We start from the raw sequence: 18,167 nt of genomic DNA on the forward strand, positions 1-18,167 counted from the left end.
CGGGTCTTTAGCACGGGAAGGAGACGGGATGAAATCGTTTAACGCATGTCGTCATGCCCGCGCCTAGCGCGGGTATCCACGTCTTTGCGGCGCTGCGGATGCCAAGACGTGGATGGCCGGGAAATCCCCGGATCGAGTCCGGGGATGACCAAGACAAGCGGAGTGTTAAGCGATCTCGGTCCCCAGATGCTCGGCGATCTGGAACAGGTCCTTGTCGCCGCGGCCGCTGATATTGACCACCATCAGGTGATCCTTCGGCTTCTTGGGCGCGAGCTCCATGACCTTGGCGAGCGCGTGGCTGGGCTCCAGCGCGGGCAGGATGCCCTCGAGACGCGCGCAGAGCTGGAAGGCCTCCAGCGCCTCCTCGTCGGTGGCGGAGATGTAGTTCACGCGGCCCATCTCGTGCAGCCATGCATGCTCGGGGCCGATCCCGGGATAGTCGAGGCCCGCCGAGATCGAGTGGGCGTCGTTGATCTGCCCGTCATGGTTCATGAGCAGATAGGTGCGGTTGCCGTGCAGCACCCCCGGACGACCGCCGCTGAGCGAGGCCGCATGGAGCTTGTCGAGCCCATGGCCCGCGGCCTCCACGCCGTAGATCTCGATGCCCTTGTCGTCGAGGAACGGATGGAACAGCCCGATGGCGTTGGAGCCGCCGCCGATGCAGGCGACGAGCGAATCCGGCAGGCGGCCTTCGGCCTCCATCATCTGCGCGCGGGTCTCGTCGCCGATGACGCATTGGAAATCGCGCACCATGGCGGGATAGGGATGCGGGCCCGCCACCGTGCCGATGCAGTAGAAGGTGTCGGCCACGTTCGTCACCCAATCGCGCAGGGCCTCGTTCATGGCATCCTTGAGCGTCCTGGTGCCCGACTGGACCGGCACCACCTTGGCGCCCAGCATGTTCATGCGGAAGACGTTGGGCTTCTGCCGCTCCACGTCGACAGCGCCCATGTAGACGATGCATTCGAGGCCGAAGCGCGCGCAGAGGGTGGCGGTGGCGACACCATGCTGGCCTGCGCCGGTTTCGGCGATGATGCGCTTCTTGCCCATGCGGCGGGCGAGAAGGATCTGGCCCAGCACGTTGTTCACCTTGTGGGCGCCGGTATGGTTCAGCTCCTCGCGCTTGAAGTAGATCTTCGCGCCCCCGAGATGCTCCGTCATGCGCTCCGCGAAATAGAGCGGGCTCGGACGGCCGATATAGTGCTTGGAGAAATACTCCATGTCGGCATGGAAGGCCGGATCGTTCCTGGCCTCGTCATAAGCCTTCTCCAGCTCGAGAATGTTCGGCATCAGGGTCTCGGCGACGAAACGTCCGCCGAACTGACCGAAATGCCCGCGCTCGTCGGGACCGGTGCGGAAGGAATTGGGGTGGGCTTGAGCTGACACGGGCCTGTCCTGCCTTAAATTGAGCATTTCCCGGAAAGTGGATGCCGGTTTCCCTGTCGAGGAAATGCGTACTTCCTTTTATAGCTGGGCAGCGAATGCTGTCCGGGCTGCCTTGACGAAGGCTTCGATCCTGGCCGGATCCTTCCGGCCCGGTCCGCTTTCCACCCCCGATGAAACGTCGACAGCCTTGGGCCTGGTGAGCCGGATGGCCTCCGCCACGTTGTCGGGGTTGAGACCTCCTGACAACATGATGGAGAGAGCCGGGTCAAGCCCATTCAGGAGCGTCCAGTCGAAGGAGATGCCATTGCCGCCCGGCAAGGAGCCTTCCGCCCGGGGCGGCTTGGCGTCGAGCAGGATGTGCTCGACAGCTCCTGCATAGGGAAGAAGGGCAGCGAGATCGCCTCGCTCGGCGATGCCGAAAGCCTTCATGACGGGACGGCGAAGCATCGAGCGGATCTCGGCGACGCGCTCGGGGCTCTCGTGCCCATGAAGCTGGATCAGGTCTGGGTTGATGGCCTCGACGGCCTGCGCAATCTCCTCGTCGCCGGGATCGACCAGAAGCACGACGCGCTGGGCGCGGCCCTTGGCCTGCAGGGACAGACGATGGCCGAGATCGAGAGTCAGGTGGCGGGGGCTTTTCGGAAAGCGCACGAACCCCACCATGTCCGCGCCGGCATCGAGCGCGGCCGCGAGGGTTTCGGGGGTCGAGAGCCCGCAGATCTTGATCAGATTGGTCATGGGCCCGTTCTACGACGTTTTGGGCAACAAACGCCACACCAGCATCGCCGCAGCCAGATCCTCCAGGGCCGTGCCGACCGATTTGAACAGGGTGACGGCCCCATCGCTCCGCTGCGGCGGATGGCGGCAGAGGTCGAACAGGGTGCCGCGCACATGCCCCGGTTCGATTGTCCCCTCCCGGAGGGAAAGCGCCACGTCCCCGCCTTCGGAGAGCGCGGCCTGGGTATCGACATAGACCAGGGCCTTGCGCAGGGCCTCGTCGTCGGCCTCCCGCATCGTCAGGTTGAACGCGCCCACGAGGTCGAGATGGGCGCCTTCCTTCAGCCATGCGCCCTTCACGACGGGCGCGGTCGAAAGCGTCGCGCAGGAGACGAGGTCGGCCTCGCGCACCGCCGCTTCCAGGTCCGTGACGGCCGTGACCGGGAGGCCCTCGGCACGAAGCTCCGCCGCCAGGGCTTCGGCCTTGCCGGGCCTGTGATTCCAGAGGGAGACCTCGCGAATGGGCCGCTGGCTCGCGTGAGCGCGGATCAGGAAGGGCGCGAGCGCGCCCGATCCCACCATCACCATCCGGGCTGCGTCCGCACGGGCCAGATGCCGCGCGGCGAGCGCGGAGGCCGCGGCCGTGCGCCAGACCGTGAGGCGCGTACCGTCGAGAACGGCGACGGGCTCGCCCGTCTCGCCGTTCATCAGGAGGTACGAGCCCATGACGCTGGGAAGGTTCTTCGCCCCGTTGTCCGGAAAGACGGAAACCACCTTCACGCCCACGAATCCGTCCCCTGCGGCCGGACCGGTCCAGGACGGCATCAGCAGCAGCGTTCCGGAGGAACCCGGGCGCTCGATCTCGTGATGGTGCCGTACCGGCGTGACCATGTCGCCGCGAAAGGCCTCGGCAAGCGCCTCGACGAGAGCCGGAAAGGTGAGGATCCGGTCGATCTCGGCTGACGAAACGACGCGCATGGTCGACGGCGGGCCTGACAGTTTTAGAATCCGGACGATTGCGGGGCCGGCAGGGTGGCCGGCAGGCCCGCCGCGGCATTCTGGCTGCGCAGGCGCTCGGTTTCGTGGCGCAGCTGATCGGCCTCGCGGCGATAGCGGCGCCGGGCCTTGCGGGTCTTGCCCTGAGCCAGCCAGGTCGCCGTGCCGCCAATGACGACGCCGACCATGACGGCGGCGAAGATCACGGCAAAGAGAGGAAGCTGTGCCGCGAATTCAGGCGCATCCTTGGAGAATGGATCCAGCGACAGGGTCACCGGAGCGCGATTCGCGACGGCGAGCAACACGACCAGAATCGCGACCGGCAGAAGAATGAGCGCCTTCAGAAAGCGAATCACGAGCACCTCACGAGCATTGTTATTGGGCCGCGGCGGCCTTCAGCACTTTCGAAGCCGGGGCATTGAGCCGCTGGCGCATTTCCTTGCCCGTCTTGAAGACGGGAACAACCTTTTCGGAAATGGAAACGGACTCGCCCGTGCGCGGGTTGCGGCCGGTGCGGGCGTCGCGCTTCTTGACGGAAAATGCGCCGAAGCCACGCAGCTCCACCCGGTCGCCCCGCGCGAGCGCATCCGCGATCGTGTCGAGAATCGCATTTACGATCTTCTCGACGTCGCGTTGGTACAAATGCGGGTTCTGCTCAGCGAGCTTGAGCACCAGTTCTGATTTGATCATGGATGAGCTATATCTTTGACGATGCTTTATTTTTCTGAAGGTTGCCAGACGACCAGCAGCCCGTCAAGCTGCGCTGCCTCAACGTGAGCATCCGCTCGACGCAGGGCTTGCGCCACTCTCTCGAAGCCGGCGAGGTCCGCCGTCGCCGCCGCCATGGTGAAGATCGAGAAGTCATGGTCGGAGCGCGGTTTCCAATCGCGAATCGGAAGGTTCTTTGCGACGCCCTTCTCGGTCTCGAGCCAGGCGACCGCGTCGCGCTCGCTCCCGAGCCTGTCCACGAGCTTCATGGGCACGCCCTGGCGGCCGCTGAAGACCTGGCCGGTGGAAGCCGTAGCGAGCTCGCTCTCGTTCAGGTGGCGGCGCTCGCGCACGAGAGTCTTGAACCAGTCATAGGTGTCGCCGACGACGGATTGGATGGCCGCGCGGGCTTCGGGCGACGTCGGCGTGAAGGGATTCGGCTCTGCCTTGAGGGGAGCGGATTTGATCGTCTCTACCTTCACTCCGACATTCCCCAGGAGGCCGGACACATCCGGATACTGGAACAGCACCCCGATGGAGCCCACGAGGGAGGTCTCCCGTGCAACGATGTAGTCGGACGCGATGGCCGTGATATAGCCGCCCGAGGCCGCCGTGCCGTCCACGAAGGTGACTACGGGCTTCTTCTCCGAGAGACGGCGGATGTTCCGGTAAAGCTCCTCGGAGCCCGTGGTGGTGCCCCCGGGACTGTTGATGGAGATCACGACGCCGGAGACGAGGCTGGAATCACGCACCCGCTCCATCAGCTCCGCCATGCGCTGGTTGCCGGTGATCACGCCGTCGATCGAGATGCGGGCGATCTGCTGCTGCACGGCGCCATAGCCCATCCGGTCCGCGGCGGCGTAGCCCAGGGCGGCCACGGCGGCGATCAATCCTGAGAAGCCGGCGATGCGCCAGAAGGAGAGCTTGCGGCGCAGACGACGGCGGTCGGCAATGGCTTCGGCATCGATGGACATCGGTTCGTCTCTAACTCGGTTCACTCGCGTGCGGAGGCAGCACCCTAGAGCGGTTTGCGCCGCTATGGAATTGCAAACCCGTCATTTTTCGCGAACCGGATCATCGGGCGGCGAACCGCGATCCGTCTCGCGACGGCTTCAACGCGAAGGCAGATAGGGCGGCTTGGAGCATGTCCAACCCAAATCCATGCATGGATCACGCGGGCTCCGGGCATAAAAAATCCCCGGGCCGAAGCCCGGGGATCCATCAGACCCTGAGATAGGATGAGTCCGATTACTTCTTGTCTGTACGGGCCTTGAGAGCCGCGCCCAGGATGTCGCCGAGCGACGCGCCCGAATCGGCCGAGCCGTACTGAGCCATGGCTTCCTTCTCCTCAGCGACCTCGAGGGCCTTGATGGAGACGGTGACGCGGCGGGCCTTGCGGTCGAACTGCGTGACGCGGGCGTCGATCTTCTCACCCGCAGCAAAGCGCTCGGGACGCTGATCGGCGCGGTCGCGAGCAAGCTCCGAGCGCTTGATGAAGGTGGTGAGGTCGGTATCGACCAGCTTCACCTCGAGGCCGCCGTCCTTCACCTCGAGAACCTCGCAGGTGACGATCTGGCCCTTCCTCAACTCGCCGGCCTCGGCGAAAGGATCGCCCGCCAGCTGCTTGATGCCGAGCGAGATGCGCTCCTTCTCGACGTCCACGTCGAGAACCTGAGCGCGAACCATGTCGCCCTTCTTGAAGTCGTCGATGACCTGCTCGCCCGGACGGTTCCAGTCGAGATCCGAGAGATGGACCATGCCGTCGACGTCGTTCTCGAGGCCGATGAACAGACCGAACTCGGTCTTGTTCTTCACCTCGCCCTCGACGACCGAGCCCACGGGGTGCTTCTCGGCGAAGGCCTCCCACGGGTTCTGCAGCGTCTGCTTCAGGCCGAGCGAGATACGACGCTTCACCTGGTCGACCTCGAGGATCACGACCTCAACCTCCTGAGAGGTGGAGATGATCTTGCCGGGGTGGACGTTCTTCTTCGTCCAGGACATCTCGGAGACGTGGATCAGACCTTCGATGCCCGGCTCGAGCTCGACGAACGCACCGTAATCGGTGATGTTCGTGACGCGGCCCTTCAGCTTGGCGCCGACAGGGTAACGAGCGGCGATGCCCTCCCACGGATCGGCCAGCAGCTGCTTGATGCCAAGCGAGATGCGGTGCGTCTCGTGGTTGATCTTGATGATCTTCACCTTCACCGTCTGGCCGATCGTTACGACCTCGGACGGATGGTTCACGCGGCGCCACGCCATGTCGGTGACGTGCAGCAGGCCGTCGATGCCGCCGAGATCAACGAACGCACCGTATTCGGTGATGTTCTTGACCACGCCGTCGATGACCTGACCCTCTTCGAGGTTGGCCACGAGCTCGGAGCGCTGCTCGGCGCGGCTCTCTTCGAGAACCGTGCGGCGCGACACGACGATGTTGCCGCGGCGGCGATCCATCTTGAGGATCTGGAACGGCTGAGCCACGCCCATGAGCGGGGTGACGTCGCGAACGGGACGGATGTCCACCTGCGAGCGGGGCAGGAACGCCACGGCGCCGTCGAGGTCGACCGTGTAGCCGCCCTTGACCTGGTTGAAGATGGTGCCATTGACGCGCTCGCCGGCCTCGAAGGCCTTCTCGAGCTTCACCCACGACTCTTCGCGGCGGGCCTTGTCACGGGAGATGACGGCCTCGCCCAGCGCATTCTCGATGCGCTCGACATAAACCTCGACCTCATCGCCGACCTTGATCTCACGGTCGCGGTTGGGGCCGGTGAATTCCTTCAGAGCGACGCGACCCTCGGTCTTCGCGCCGATATCGATGACCGCGACATCCTTCTCGATGGCGACCACCTTGCCCTTCACCACCGAGCCTTCGTTGATCTCGGACGTGCGGAAGGATTCTTCGAGCAGAGCAGCAAAATCTTCACGGCTCGGCTGTTGGAAAGCTGCAGACATATGTTCTCCTGAATGGCCCTCGTTTAAAGGGGCAACGCCGGCGGCTCGTGTGAACGGGCCGTTTCCCTCCGTCGCCGCCCAGGACGCCCCCTTGAGGGCCGTGTCCAAGGCGTGCCGCTTCAAAAGCGGGCCGGCGTATCATCGGCGGACGGAAACGCTTTGTTCGTCAAGACTTTAGCGGAACACCTCAGGGGTGCGCATCAGGCACCTTCGAACACGACGCACCGCAAATGTCTGTCGAATAGGCGTTCCTTTATCCCAAATCGCCTTGGATCACAAGACTTTCAACCCCTTGAGCCTCACGGCTCGCGCATCGAGAGGCTCAAGGGATGCCAGGGATGCCTTCAGTCCTCGTGGATCAGGCTGTGATCGCGGGTGTCCTTCATGCGCAGGTAAACGATGAGGGAGAGACCGATCATGATCGTCACGTAGATGAAGAATCCGTACTCCATTCCGGCCTGCTTGAACCAGAGCGCCACGTATTCCGCGGTGCCGCCGAAGACCGTATTGGCGAGGGCATAGGGCAGAGCCACGCCCAGCGCGCGGATATGGGCCGGGAACATCTCCGCCTTCACGACCGCGTTGATGGAGGTGTATCCGGTGACGATCACGAGCGCCGCCAGGGCCAGCGCGAAGGCCGCGTAGGGATTGTTGGTGCCCGCGAGCGTCGAGAAGATCAGGTAGGTAAACAGCACGCCGAGAACGCCGAAGCCGACCATGATCGGCTTGCGCCCGATCCGGTCCGACAGCGAACCCGCCACCGGCTGCAGCACCATGAACACGAAGAGAGCCGCCGCCGTGATCTGGCTCGCCGTCTCGCGGGAGAAGCCGGAGGTGTTGACCAGGAACTTCTGCAGGTAGGTGGTGTAGGCATAGAAGGCGAGCGTGCCGCCGGCCGTGAGCGCGATCACCGTGAAGGCCTCGCGGGGATACTTCGTGAAGAGCGCAAGACCGCTGGAGCGGGGCGCCTTCGCGCCCTTGGCGTTCTTGTAGGACTCCGTCTCGGCCAGCCCGCGCCGGAGATAGAAGACCACCACGGCCAGGATGCCGCCGATGAAGAAGGGAATGCGCCATCCCCAGGCCTCGAGAGCCTGCTCGGACAGCACCTGCTGGAGAACCAAAAGCACGGCCAGGGCCAGGAGCTGCCCCGAGATCAGCGTCACATACTGGAAGCTGGAGAAGAAGCCGCGGCGGCTCTTGCCGGCCATCTCGCTCAAATAGGTGGCGCTGGCGCCGTACTCGCCGCCCACGCTGATGCCTTGGAGCAGGCGGGCCAGGACCAGGATCACGGGAGCCAGCACGCCGATGCTGTCATAGCCCGGTGTGACGGCGATCATCAGCGAGCCGGTGCACATGAGCGTCACGGAGAGGGTCAGGCCGGCCTTGCGTCCCTTGCTGTCCGCATAAATGCCCATGATCCAGGCCCCGATGGGCCGCATGAGGAAGCCGACGGCGAACACCGCCGCCGCGCTCAGGAGCTGCGCGGTCTGATCACCCTTGGGAAAGAAGATCGGGGCGAAGTAGAGGGTAAAGGCGGAATAGACATACCAGTCGTACCATTCGACCATGTTGCCCGCCGATCCGCCGAGGATCGATTTCAGGCGATGCCTGCGATCGGCGAGATTGTTTTCCTTCAGCATAAGTTCGTTCGTTCCAATAATGCATGCCCTCCCCCGCGCCGGGAGAGCGCATGGCCTGAGAAGAGGCTTAATTTTTGTGAGAAAGAAGCAGCAGCGTTGGCGTTCCACTGCAGCATTATATTTCCTGGGGGCATACGCCTGCCATGACGATACGTCAAACTGCAGGGGCCCCAATGCGAGATCTGTACCTTTGCCGTTGCTTCCGGGCTAAATACTTACGCAGATTGCGAAACTGCCGGGCGAGAAATCCCGAATTGTCTACGACTAAAGGCCAATGCGTCTAGAGCGGGACTTCCGAGCGCCGGGCCTGGGTGACCGCCCATTCGAGCGCCTGTTCGAGCCGGTCGTTGCCCCAGAACATTTCTCCGTCCTCGGCGAAGAAGGTCGGAGCCCCAACGACGCCGCGGGAGAGCGCCTCGTCGTTCAGACGCCGCAGGCGGCCTTTGGTGGCATCCGATTGCGCCTCGTGGACAGTCTTCTCCGGGTCGAGCCCGAGGCCGGACAGGATGCCGGAGAGCACCTGCGGGTCGGAGATGTCGCGCCCCTCACCGAACTCCGCCGCGTAGACCGCCTGGGTGAAGACGGGCGTCCAGCCCTTGTCGAGACCGAGAAGGGCGAGGCGGGCGGCCAGGAGCGTGTTCTGTGGAAAGAGACTGGGCCTGTAGAGGGGAAGACCGAAACGCGCGGCTTCCCGCTCCATGTCCCGCCACATGTAGCGGCCCTTGGCCGGATAAAGGTTGAAGGGCGAGGTCTCCCACCCCTGAGCCTTGAAGATCGGGCCGAGAAGAAACGGCCGCCACATGAGCTCCACTCCCGCCTCCTCGGCCGCCTGCTCGATGCGCATGGCCGTCAGATAGGAATAGGGCGAGGCGAATTCGTACCAGAACTCGAAAAACGGGCGGCGGATCATGGGCCTCTCCTTGCCTTTCAGGCCCATCGCTAGAGCATCGCCTGCCCCTTGGGCAGGCCCTGCCATTACGGGCAGGAATGCGAGAGAAGCATGACTTTGCGGGCTGTCAGCCGACCTTGTGGCCGTCGGATTCAATCCGCGTCAATTCCGAAGGGCCGACAATCATCCGGATCGAAGATCAGTCTAGCTTCGGTTTCGGGATCGATGGGATGTTGTCGTCACTGACGCTTATTTTTCCCGATATCAGCACCAGACATCGGATCGGGACGCCCTGATTGACACAATGGCTGGAGACGAAAGAACGCTCGCGCTCCGGCACGGCAGCGATGTTGACTTTGACATCTCCCACAGGCTTTCCATCTTCACTGTATGCCGGGCACCTTCCTTCGTCCAACTCCTTCAGGGAGACCCAGCACAAAAGGTCGACCTCTTGTCCTGAAAAGGCTTGCGGATCACTCACGACTTCCAACGGGATAGTTCGGCCTCCGCGTGCCTCCTTATTCGCCCCGGCCTGGGCCTGCCAGGCAATCGGAAGCAGGGGCAGGAGCCAGGACAGCACCACCAGTATCTGCGCTTTATATCGTATCATTTCAGTTTCGTAGCATCGAACTCCGACACTGCGCAATCGCCGTGCCCCTGGAAGGTCTTGGTTGCACTTCCAAAGCATCCCGGCTAAGTCGCGGATACCCTTTCATTCTGGAACATCGATTATGGCTGAGAAGCGCGTGAACAAGGTCGTGCTCGCCTATTCCGGCGGTCTCGACACCTCCATCATCCTCAAGTGGCTGCAGACCACCTATGGCTGCGAGGTGGTGACCTTCACCGCCGATCTCGGCCAGGGCGAGGAGCTGGAGCCCGCCCGCAAGAAGGCCGAGCTTCTGGGCATCAAGCCGGAAAACATCTTCATCGAGGACCTGCGCGACGAGTTCGTGCGCGACTATGTGTTCCCGATGTTCCGTGCCAACGCGCAGTATGAGGGCCTGTACCTGCTCGGCACCTCCATCGCCCGCCCGCTGATCGCCAAGAAGCAGATCGAGATCGCCGAGAAGGTCGGTGCCGACGCGGTCGCCCACGGTGCGACCGGCAAGGGCAACGACCAGGTGCGCTTCGAGCTGGGCTATTATGCCTTGAAGCCCGACGTGACCGTGATCGCCCCCTGGCGCGAATGGGACCTGCGCTCCCGCGAGCAGCTCATCGCCTTCGCCGAGGCCCATCAGATCCCGATCGCCAAGGACAAGCGCGGCGAGGCTCCGTTCTCCGTGGACGCCAACCTGCTGCACGCCTCCTCCGAGGGCAAGGTCTTGGAAGACCCGTCCCTGGAAGTGCCGGATTACGTCTATTCGCGGACCAACGATCCCGAAACCGCCCCCGACACGCCGACGGTGATCTCCATCACCTTCGAGAAGGGCGATCCGGTCGCCATCGACGGCAAGAAGATGGGTCCGGCAGACCTGCTGGCGAAGCTCAACGAACTCGGCCGCATCAACGGCATCGGCCGTCTCGACCTGGTCGAGAACCGGTTCGTGGGCATGAAGAGCCGCGGCATGTACGAGACGCCCGGCGGCACGATCCTTCACCTCGCCCATCGCGGCATCGAGTCGATCACGCTCGATCGCGGCGCGGCGCACCTGAAGGACGAGCTGATGCCGAAATACGCCGAGCTCATCTATAACGGCTTCTGGTTCAGCCCTGAGCGCGAGATGCTGCAGGCCCTCATCGACAAGTCTCAGGAACTCGTCACCGGCGAAGTGAAGCTGAAGCTCTACAAGGGCGGCGTCCACATCATCGGCCGCGAGAGCCCCTACACCCTCTACGACCAGGACCTGGTCACCTTCGAGGAAGGCGCGGTCGCCTACGACCACCGCGACGCCGCGGGCTTCATCAAGCTCAACGCGCTTCGCCTGCGCACCCTCGCCCAGCGCAAGAAGAAGCTCGGGCTGTAAGCCATGGATGCGTCGGTCGTTGCCGTCAGCCGCAGCCCGACGCATTCCTTTTCCAAGCCGAATGCGGACGGCATCCGGCTCGTTGCCGGGATGGGCGTCGAAGGCGACGCCCATGCGGGAGAAACGGTCAAGCACCGCTCCCGCGTGAAAGTCGACCCCGGCCAGCCGAACCTGCGCCAGGTCCATCTCATCCACGCGGAGCTCTTCGACGAGCTGGCCAGGAAAGGCTTTTCCGTCGCGCCAGGAGAGATGGGCGAGAACATCACCACGCGGGGCCTCGACCTGCTCGCCCTTCCGGTCGGGGCGCGGCTGCATCTCGGGGCATCCGCCGTGGTGGAATTGACGGGGCTGCGCAATCCCTGCGTTCAGATCGACCGCATCCGGAAAGGCCTCATGGCCGCCGTGCTCGACCGCGACCGCGAAGGCCGGCTCGTCCTCAAGGCGGGCGTGATGGGGATCGTTCTGACGGGCGGCGAGGTTCGCCCCGGCGACGGGATCGCCGTCACTCTGCCGCCTGAGCCGCATCGCCGGCTCAAGCGGGTGTGAGGGACGTTCGGCGCGACCACTCGGCCTCGTTGACCTCCGGCTCTCCACGAAAGCGCCGCTCCATCCGGATCGGGAGCCGGCGCACCATGGCATCGCTGCGAAACAGCATGGTCTCCAGCCGCTGAATCCGCTTCAGATCGGCCTGGCGCGACCGACAATCCCTGTCGCGCCGTATCCTTCTCGGACGAGGGTGACGGCTTCTTGGGTCATCCCCGCCCCTCGGATCATCCCCGCGAAAGCGGGAATCCATTTCCTCAAACGTCAGCCGATATGGATCCCAGGCTCAGCCTGCGGCTGCCTCGGGATGCCGATGGCAGCCGGGCGGACCGCCTTTCTCCCGGCTTTGGAAAGCGCCGCCCTCGCCCTACCTTTGATCCCGAAGGCCTCCGGAGAGCAGCCATGCCCTGGTCCATTCCCGTCGCGCGCATCGCCGGCACCGAGATCCGCATCCATGTGACCTTCCTGCTCTTCCTGATCTGGATCGGCGCGGCGCAATGGCAGGCGGGAGGCCGGTCGGCCGCCATCGACGGCGTGGTCTTCATCGTGCTGATCTTCGCCTGCGTGCTGGCCCATGAGTTCGGGCACATCCTCGCGGCGAAGCGCTACGGCATCAAGACGCCCGAGGTGACGCTCTGGCCCATCGGCGGCGTCGCGAGCCTCGAGCGGATCCCCGACAAGCCTCGCGAGGAGCTGGTGGTCGCGGTGGCGGGGCCCCTGGTGAACGTGGCCATCGCGGCGGCCATCATTCTCGTCCTTGGCCTGCGGGTCGACACCGCCGCCGCGACGGCACTCGAAAATCCGCATGCGGGCATCATGATGCGGCTGGCCGCCGCCAATATCTTCCTGGTGGTGTTCAACATGATCCCGGCCTTTCCCATGGACGGCGGGCGCGTCCTGAGGGCGGTCCTCGCGATGCGCATGAACTATGCCGATGCCACCCGCGCCGCAGCGCGGATCGGCCAGGGCGCGGCCTTCCTGTTCGCGCTGCTCGGGCTCTTCAGCAACCCGATGCTGATCATCATCGCCCTTTTCATCTATCTCGCCGCCTCCGCGGAGGCGCAGGACGTCTCGTTCCGGGGCGCAACGCAGGGCCTGCCCGTGCATGCGGGCATGATCAGCTCGGTCGAGACGCTTCAGACATCCTCGACCCTGGACGATGCCGTCGACCTGATGCTGCGCACCTCCCAGAGGGAATTTCCGGTGGTCGACGGTGGGGGCCATCCGCGCGGCCTTTTGACCCGCGACGGCCTGATCGTGGCTCTCCGTCAGGGAGGCCCCATGACCCCGGTCCTCGACGTGATGGCCCGGGACCTGCCGACGGTCCAGGAATGGCAGCCCTTCGAGGCCGCCATCACCCTGCTCAACAAGGCCAAGGCCCCGGCTCTCCTCGTGCTGAACCGGGACGAACAGCTCGTCGGGCTCCTGACGCCCGAGAATCTCGGCGAGATGATGATGGTGCGCAGCGCCCGCCCGGATTGGCGTTTCCGCACCCGGAAATCCTATGTTCAGGGCGGTTTTTGAACCTTCGCGGCCTGTGACGACGGCACGCCCTATTGCCGCCGCAGACTAATCACTATATTGCAAGTCCATCAATTTCTTCGCCCGGTACGAGCCAGGGGCGCGGGGACATCCGCCGCGTGCCGGGCCTCTTTGCCTTGAAAGACCCCTTATGAAACTACGCAATATCGCCATCATCGCCCACGTCGACCACGGCAAGACCACCCTCGTCGACAAGCTGCTCCAGCAATCCGGCGCCTTCCGTGAGAACCAGCGTGTCGAAGAGCGCGCGATGGATTCCAACGACATCGAAAAGGAGCGGGGCATCACCATCCTGGCCAAGGCCACCTCGGTGGTCTGGAAGGACACCCGCATCAACATCGTCGACACCCCCGGCCACGCCGATTTCGGCGGCGAGGTCGAGCGAATCTTGAGCATGGTGGACGGCGCCATCGTGCTTGTTGACGCAGCGGAAGGTCCGATGCCGCAGACCAAGTTCGTGGTCTCCAAGGCCCTCAAGATCGGCCTGCGTCCCATTGTCGCCATCAACAAGATCGACCGCCCCGATGCGCGCCATCAGGAGGTGATCAACGAGGTGTTCGACCTCTTCGCCGCGCTCGACGCCAACGACGAGCAGCTCGACTTCCCGATCCTCTACGGGTCGGGCCGCAACGGCTGGATGGCGAAATCCCCGGAGGGCCCGAGCGATCAGGGCTTGGCCCCGCTCTTCGACCTCGTGCTCGATCACGTGCCCCCGGCCAAGACCGAGGAAGGCCCGTTCCGGATGCTCGGCACGCTGCTCGAATCCAACCCCTTCCTGGGCCGTATCGTCACGGGCCGCATCAGCTCCGGCACGGTGAGGCCGAACCAGTCGATCAAGGTCCTCGACCGCGAAGGCAACGTGGTGGAAACCGGCCGCGTGTCCAAGATCCTGGCCTTCCGCGGCCTCGAGCGCCAGCCCATCGACGTGGGCGAGGCCGGCGACATCGTCTCCATCGCGGGTCTCGTGAAGGGCTCGGTGGCCGATACCTTCTCCGCGCCCGAGAACGACATTCCGATCCAGGCTCAGCCGATCGATCCGCCGACCGTGACCATGTCGTTCATCGTCAATGACAGCCCTCTGGCCGGAACCGAAGGCGACAAGGTCACGAGCCGCATGATCCGCGACCGCCTGTTCAAGGAAGCGGAAGGCAACGTGACCCTCAAGATCGAGGAAGCGGCCGACAAGGACTCGTTCTACGTCTCGGGCCGCGGCGAGTTGCAGCTCGCCATCCTCATCGAAACCATGCGCCGCGAGGGCTTCGAACTCGCCGTATCGCGTCCCCGCGTGGTGTTCGAGAAGGATGAGAACGGCCAGCTTCTCGAGCCCGTCGAGGAAGTGGTGATCGACGTGGACGAGGAATTCTCCGGCGTCGTGGTGCAGAAGATGTCCGAGCGCCGCGCCGAGATGGTCGAAATGCGCCCCTCCGGCGGCAACCGTCAGCGTCTCGTGTTCTACGCTCCGACCCGTGGCCTCATCGGCTATCAGAGCGAGCTTCTGACCGACACCCGCGGCACGGCCATCATGAACCGCCTGTTCCACGCCTACGAGCCCTACAAGGGCGAGATCGCGGGCCGCCGCAACGGCGTTCTGATCTCCAACGATGCGGGCGAGGCCGTGGCCTATGCGCTGTGGAACCTGGAAGATCGCGGCCCGATGATGATCGAGCCCGGCTGGAAGGTCTATCAGGGCATGATCGTCGGCGAGCACAACCGCGAGAACGACCTCGAGGTGAACGTGCTGAAGGGCAAGAAGCTCACCAATATCCGCACGACCTCCAAGGACGAGGCGGTGCGGCTCACGCCTCCGATCCGCATGACCCTCGAGCGCTCGCTCGCCTGGATCGAGGACGACGAGCTCGTGGAGGTCACGCCGAAGTCGATCCGCATCCGCAAGGCGATCCTCGATCCGAACGATCGCAAGCGCGCCGAGAAGCAGAAGGAAGCGCTGAGCGCATAAGATCTGCGTTGAGACATGACCAGAAGGCCGCCCCGAGGGCGGCCTTTTTCGTATGCATGAAGGTCCTTAGCCTTCAGCCTTGTCGCTCTGCCCCTTCTTCGCACCCTCGCCCATGGGTTTGGTGGAATCCTCACCGGACCCATCGGGGTTGTCGCGGCCCTGCGGCGTCAGGCGCGGTGCGTCGATATCCTGTTCGGTCGCCTGGTTGGACTTTTTGTCGGATCGAGCCATCGCTGCTTGTTCCTTTCTCGCATCTCTCGCATCACGTAGTCTTGCATCAGGTCGGGCCGCCGGAGCCGCTCGTCGGCCCGGAGCCGGATTCCGAGCCGGCGTCGCCCTCGTTTCCGAGAGACCGCGAGCCGCTGGGATCGGTAAGACCGGTCGCGCGGGAGCCGGCATCGGTGCCGCGCGATGGGATTCCCTTCGGGCCGCCCGGGATGGTGCCGGAGCCGGTGCCCGTCGCATTGGTCTCGTCGACCGAGCCGCCGAGATCGAAGCCGGGCCGGTCCTCGGATCCGGGCCTCGGATTACGGTCAGCCGATTCGGGGTCGGGGCGCTCCGTCGGGACCCGCGGTCCGGAATTTGGGTTCTGCGTCATGGCCGGGTCCTGTCACGAGCTGGTGGAATCGGTTCCGTCGCGATCGCCGATATCCGGGAGGGCTCCCGCGCCGGGCGTCGCGTCCGGATTGGTCAGCGACGGCTTGCCGTGAGGCCCGACCGCAGGCGGAGCACCGCCGGCTTTGTCCTTGGGTGAGCCCCCGCGACCCGCCGCCGGATCCGGCCGCTCGGAATCGACGTGCTTCTTCGTGTCCTCGGTATGGTTGCCATAGCCTGCATTGCCCATGGCGCTCTCCTGTCAGCCCTGGTTCTTGCCGTTGACGGCCGTCGCCCGCTCGATGGCTTCCGCCGTCGCGTCCTTGTCGTCCGGCGAGAGCGTCGCATCGCTCAAATGCTTCGTGGCCTCGGGCGTCTCGGCGGCGGTGAGTTCGTCATGGCCGTCCATGCCGGCCTGGCTCGTCTGGCCCGTCTGGCCCTGGCGGTAATTGTAGGCCTCGCCGCCCGGCTCGCTCCAGGCACGGCGCATGGTGGCGTTGCCTTCCGGCCCACCGTTCCGGTTCGGGTCGATGGGACTGTCGTCGCCGCCCCGCTGCTCGTTGCGGATCTGGTCCGCGTCCTGGTCTTTCAACGAATGAGGCGCCTTGCGCTCCGCCATGGTGAACTCCGTCAATTCATTTGGAAAATGGTTGAATTCGTCTGCTTCCAGGAGAACCCGACGGGCTGAGGGAAGTTCTTGCCAAGCTTGGATGGCCGCCAAACAAAAAGGGCGGCCTGAAGGCCGCCCTTTCTCGGGTCAGACAGGACGAAATCTTACAGCCCCTCGAACAAAGCCGTCGAGAGATAGCGCTCGGCGAAGGACGGCGCGACGGTGACGATGCGCTTGCCCTTGAACTCGGGACGGGATGCGATCTCCAGGGCGGCCGCCACATTGGCGCCCGTGGAGATGCCGCCCGGGATGCCTTCCAGCTTGGCGAGCCTGCGGGCCATGTCGAACGCGGTCTGGTTGCCGATGGTGATCACGCCGTCGATGCGGGAGCGGTCGAGCACGTCCGGGATGAAGCCGGCGCCCAGCCCCTGGATCTTGTGCGGGCCAGGCTGGCCGCCGGAGAGCACGGGGGAATCCTCCGGCTCCACGGCAAAGACCTTCAGGTCCGGCAGACGCGGCTTGATGACCTGGGCGACGCCCGTAATCGTGCCGCCGGTACCGACGCCCGCCACGAAGGCATCGAGCTGGCCGTGGGTGTCGTTCCAGATCTCCTCGGCCGTGGTCCTGCGATGGATATCGGGATTGGCCGGGTTCTTGAACTGCTGCGGAATGACCGAGCCCGGGATTTCCTTGAGCAGCTCCTCCGCGCGGGCGATCGCGCCCTTCATGCCCTGCGGCCCGGGGGTGAGCTCCAGTTCGGCGCCGAGAAAGGCCAGCATCTTGCGCCGTTCTATGGACATGGTCTCGGGCATCACGAGGATCAGGCGGTAGCCGCGCGCGGCCGCCACGAAGGCGAGCGCAATGCCGGTATTGCCGGAGGTCGGCTCGATCAGCGTGGCGCCGGGCTTGATCTGGCCGGAGGCCTCCAGGGCGTCGATCATGCTGACGCCGATGCGGTCCTTCACACTGGAGATCGGGTTGAAGAACTCGAGCTTGAGGAGAATCTCGGCATCGACTCCATGCTCCTTCGGCAGGCGGTTGAGACGCACGAGCGGGGTATTGCCGATGGTGTCGGTGATGGAGCCGAAAATGCGCCCGCGGCCGGGCTTCGTAGCGGCGTCCGAGGCGTTGAACGTGTCAGCCATAAGATCCTCCATGAGAAGGGCAGGATCCTAGTCCTTTCCGCAACGGGTGTCGATAATTGCGTTAATTCACAAACTATATCGTGAAATCCACGGGAGTGGTCGCTTCGACGACGGCTTCCTCCTGCGCCCGGTTGCACAAGTCCTCCACCGTCACCTTGTCGAGCTCGGCCAGGAAGGCTTCCGTTCCCTTCGTCACGAGCGGAGCCACCACCGCTTCGGCGAGCCGCGATTCCGGAATCGGGGCACTGCCCTCATCCTCCTGCGCCGTCATGGCGGTGCGCACGATGTCTCCCGCCGTGATGCGCCGGCGCTCGCGGGCAAGTTCGTAGCCGCCGCGGGGGCCGCGCACGCCTTTGAGGATCCCCTGCCGCACCAAAGCCTGCAGCACCGGCTCCAGATAACGCGGCGGCAGGTTGTGCCGGGCGGCGAGCGCCTTCGCCGAGACGGGCATCGGCCGCGCATGGAGCGCGATGTCGGTGACGGCGGCGATCGCGAGCAGGGAGCGGCGGGAGAGAAAGTTCATCGCG

At 64.6% G+C, this 18,167-nt stretch carries 20 protein-coding genes; 4 read left to right on the forward strand and 16 right to left on the reverse strand.

The genetic code is table 11. The features are described from left to right. Nucleotides 1-165: 165 nt before the first annotated feature. From trpB to AB8841_RS28240, 10 genes are all read right to left on the reverse strand, one after another. The gene (trpB, locus tag AB8841_RS28195) at nt 166-1,386 is read right to left on the reverse strand and encodes a tryptophan synthase subunit beta (protein WP_370439042.1); all 1,221 of its coding nucleotides are present in this window, start codon (nt 1,384-1,386) and stop codon (nt 166-168) included. A 78-nt stretch (nt 1,387-1,464) separates the two neighbouring features. Beyond that, nucleotides 1,465-2,124 carry a phosphoribosylanthranilate isomerase gene (locus tag AB8841_RS28200; protein ID WP_370439043.1) on the reverse strand — a complete coding sequence of 220 codons (660 nt, stop codon included), beginning with the start codon at nt 2,122-2,124 and terminating at the stop codon, nt 1,465-1,467. 9 nt (nt 2,125-2,133) lie between these two features. Next, nucleotides 2,134-3,081, reverse strand: a complete 948-nt coding sequence (locus AB8841_RS28205) for an ornithine cyclodeaminase family protein (RefSeq protein ID WP_370439044.1) — start codon at nt 3,079-3,081, stop codon at nt 2,134-2,136. 23 nt (nt 3,082-3,104) lie between these two features. Then, nucleotides 3,105-3,455 carry a lipopolysaccharide assembly protein LapA domain-containing protein gene (locus AB8841_RS28210; protein WP_370439045.1) on the reverse strand — a complete coding sequence of 117 codons (351 nt, stop codon included), beginning with the start codon at nt 3,453-3,455 and terminating at the stop codon, nt 3,105-3,107. A 19-nt stretch (nt 3,456-3,474) separates the two neighbouring features. Beyond that, nucleotides 3,475-3,789 carry an integration host factor subunit beta gene (gene ihfB, locus AB8841_RS28215; RefSeq protein WP_370439046.1) on the reverse strand — a complete coding sequence of 105 codons (315 nt, stop codon included), beginning with the start codon at nt 3,787-3,789 and terminating at the stop codon, nt 3,475-3,477. Between the two features lie 26 nt (nt 3,790-3,815). Continuing rightward, the gene (gene sppA / locus AB8841_RS28220) at nt 3,816-4,781 is read right to left on the reverse strand and encodes a signal peptide peptidase SppA (RefSeq protein ID WP_370439047.1); all 966 of its coding nucleotides are present in this window, start codon (nt 4,779-4,781) and stop codon (nt 3,816-3,818) included. Nucleotides 4,782-5,055: 274 nt separating this feature from the next. Continuing rightward, complete coding sequence (gene rpsA / locus AB8841_RS28225; protein ID WP_370439048.1) at nt 5,056-6,756, reverse strand: 30S ribosomal protein S1; 1,701 nt, start codon at nt 6,754-6,756, stop codon at nt 5,056-5,058. 344 nt (nt 6,757-7,100) lie between these two features. Continuing rightward, complete coding sequence (locus AB8841_RS28230) at nt 7,101-8,396, reverse strand: MFS transporter (RefSeq protein ID WP_370439049.1); 1,296 nt, start codon at nt 8,394-8,396, stop codon at nt 7,101-7,103. A gap of 280 nt (nt 8,397-8,676) precedes the next feature. Then, nucleotides 8,677-9,306, reverse strand: a complete 630-nt coding sequence (locus AB8841_RS28235) for a 2-hydroxychromene-2-carboxylate isomerase (RefSeq protein ID WP_370439050.1) — start codon at nt 9,304-9,306, stop codon at nt 8,677-8,679. A gap of 178 nt (nt 9,307-9,484) precedes the next feature. Beyond that, nucleotides 9,485-9,895 (reverse strand): hypothetical protein, encoded by a 411-nt coding sequence (locus AB8841_RS28240; protein WP_370439051.1) that lies wholly within the window; start codon nt 9,893-9,895, stop codon nt 9,485-9,487. A 121-nt stretch (nt 9,896-10,016) separates the two neighbouring features. On the opposite strand from AB8841_RS28240, the gene AB8841_RS28245 reads away from it, so the two are divergent. The 4 genes from AB8841_RS28245 to typA all read left to right on the forward strand — a co-directional run bounded on the left by AB8841_RS28245 (nt 10,017) and on the right by typA (nt 15,291). After that, complete coding sequence (locus AB8841_RS28245; protein WP_370439052.1) at nt 10,017-11,249, forward strand: argininosuccinate synthase; 1,233 nt, start codon at nt 10,017-10,019, stop codon at nt 11,247-11,249. A gap of 3 nt (nt 11,250-11,252) precedes the next feature. Continuing rightward, the gene (locus AB8841_RS28250) at nt 11,253-11,795 is read left to right on the forward strand and encodes an MOSC domain-containing protein (RefSeq protein ID WP_370439053.1); all 543 of its coding nucleotides are present in this window, start codon (nt 11,253-11,255) and stop codon (nt 11,793-11,795) included. Nucleotides 11,796-12,194: 399 nt separating this feature from the next. Beyond that, nucleotides 12,195-13,316 carry a site-2 protease family protein gene (locus AB8841_RS28255; RefSeq protein ID WP_370439054.1) on the forward strand — a complete coding sequence of 374 codons (1,122 nt, stop codon included), beginning with the start codon at nt 12,195-12,197 and terminating at the stop codon, nt 13,314-13,316. A gap of 148 nt (nt 13,317-13,464) precedes the next feature. After that, on the forward strand, nt 13,465-15,291 hold the full coding sequence (gene typA / locus AB8841_RS28260; protein ID WP_370439055.1) for a translational GTPase TypA: 1,827 nt from the start codon (nt 13,465-13,467) through the stop codon (nt 15,289-15,291). 66 nt (nt 15,292-15,357) lie between these two features. Here typA and AB8841_RS28265 read toward each other — a convergent pair whose 3' ends face one another. The 6 genes from AB8841_RS28265 to AB8841_RS28290 form a co-directional block, all read right to left on the reverse strand. Then, nucleotides 15,358-15,522 (reverse strand): hypothetical protein, encoded by a 165-nt coding sequence (locus AB8841_RS28265; protein ID WP_370439056.1) that lies wholly within the window; start codon nt 15,520-15,522, stop codon nt 15,358-15,360. A gap of 46 nt (nt 15,523-15,568) precedes the next feature. Continuing rightward, the gene (locus AB8841_RS28270; protein ID WP_370439057.1) at nt 15,569-15,889 is read right to left on the reverse strand and encodes a hypothetical protein; all 321 of its coding nucleotides are present in this window, start codon (nt 15,887-15,889) and stop codon (nt 15,569-15,571) included. A gap of 12 nt (nt 15,890-15,901) precedes the next feature. Then, the gene (locus AB8841_RS28275) at nt 15,902-16,135 is read right to left on the reverse strand and encodes a hypothetical protein (RefSeq protein WP_370439058.1); all 234 of its coding nucleotides are present in this window, start codon (nt 16,133-16,135) and stop codon (nt 15,902-15,904) included. A 12-nt stretch (nt 16,136-16,147) separates the two neighbouring features. Continuing rightward, nucleotides 16,148-16,504: a hypothetical protein gene (locus AB8841_RS28280; protein ID WP_370439059.1), complete on the reverse strand. Its 357-nt coding sequence runs from the start codon at nt 16,502-16,504 to the stop codon at nt 16,148-16,150. A 155-nt stretch (nt 16,505-16,659) separates the two neighbouring features. Then, nucleotides 16,660-17,640: a cysteine synthase A gene (cysK, locus tag AB8841_RS28285; RefSeq protein ID WP_370439060.1), complete on the reverse strand. Its 981-nt coding sequence runs from the start codon at nt 17,638-17,640 to the stop codon at nt 16,660-16,662. Nucleotides 17,641-17,713: 73 nt separating this feature from the next. Then, nucleotides 17,714-18,163 carry an Rrf2 family transcriptional regulator gene (locus AB8841_RS28290; protein WP_370439061.1) on the reverse strand — a complete coding sequence of 150 codons (450 nt, stop codon included), beginning with the start codon at nt 18,161-18,163 and terminating at the stop codon, nt 17,714-17,716. Nucleotides 18,164-18,167: the final 4 nt, after the last annotated feature.

It is taken from the genome of Microvirga sp. TS319 (genome assembly GCF_041276405.1).
Lineage (GTDB): Bacteria > Pseudomonadota > Alphaproteobacteria > Rhizobiales > Beijerinckiaceae > Microvirga.